The organism is Mycolicibacter algericus DSM 45454 (genome assembly GCF_002086455.1).
Taxonomy (GTDB): Bacteria; Actinomycetota; Actinomycetes; order Mycobacteriales; family Mycobacteriaceae; genus Mycobacterium; species Mycobacterium algericum.
In genome coordinates this window covers 1-669 of sequence record NZ_MVHC01000091.1, presented here as the reverse complement: position 1 = coordinate 669, position 669 = coordinate 1, and the positions used below count along the sequence as shown (strand labels likewise).

The 669-nt window shown below is 67.1% G+C and carries 2 pseudogenes; one reads left to right on the top strand and one right to left on the bottom strand.

What is annotated here, in order from left to right:
• Positions 1-160 (bottom strand): annotated as a pseudogene (locus BST10_RS22230) (IS256 family transposase); the annotation flags it as partial.
• Positions 161-352: 192 nt separating this feature from the next.
• On the opposite strand from BST10_RS22230, the pseudogene BST10_RS22220 reads away from it, so the two are divergent.
• Positions 353-669, top strand: a pseudogene (locus BST10_RS22220) (IS5/IS1182 family transposase); the annotation flags it as partial.

Sequence of the window (669 nt, the reverse complement as noted above, 5' to 3'; positions counted from 1 at the left end):
CGTAACCCAGGTGATGGGTCAACTCCGAATTCAGGGCACGCTCGAGCACGGCCTTGGTCAGCTCGTTGAGCAAACCGTCCGCGCCGTCGATCGGGGTCCCCGATTTCACTGCATCGGCGATCAGCGAATCCAGTGTGTCGGCGCTGAACGCCTCCGCCAACCGTCGGGCCGCCGTCTTGTCCTGAGCCGGCGCCTTCGTGGACTTGGTCACAAAACACTCCTTCTGTCCGCCCCAACGGCGGTCCGATGATGGACCACCTCGGACTTACACAGATGGAATGACACGCCCGCTGAGGGCTCTGATGGCACCGATGGCCGCTGGCGCATCGCCCGCAAGGTCGCCCCCGACCGGGTGATATCGACGGTGGACCCCGAGGCCCGGCACACCCGCAAATCGCCGGAGGCTCGCCGCGATGGGTACCGGGCGCACGTGGCGGCCGAGCCCGAAACAGGGATCATCACCGCCGAGGCGCTGACCCAGGCCGCCGGGACGCAAAACTCCGATCCCGGGGTGGCCGAGCAGTTCGTGGCCGCCGACGCCGACGCCGGCGAAGTTCGGGAGTGGTACGGCGATTCCGCTTACGGCACAGGGGATCTGCGCGGTGCGATCGCCGATGCCGGTCACAAAGCGGTGATCAAACCCAAGCCGTTGACCGTGGCCGTCGACGG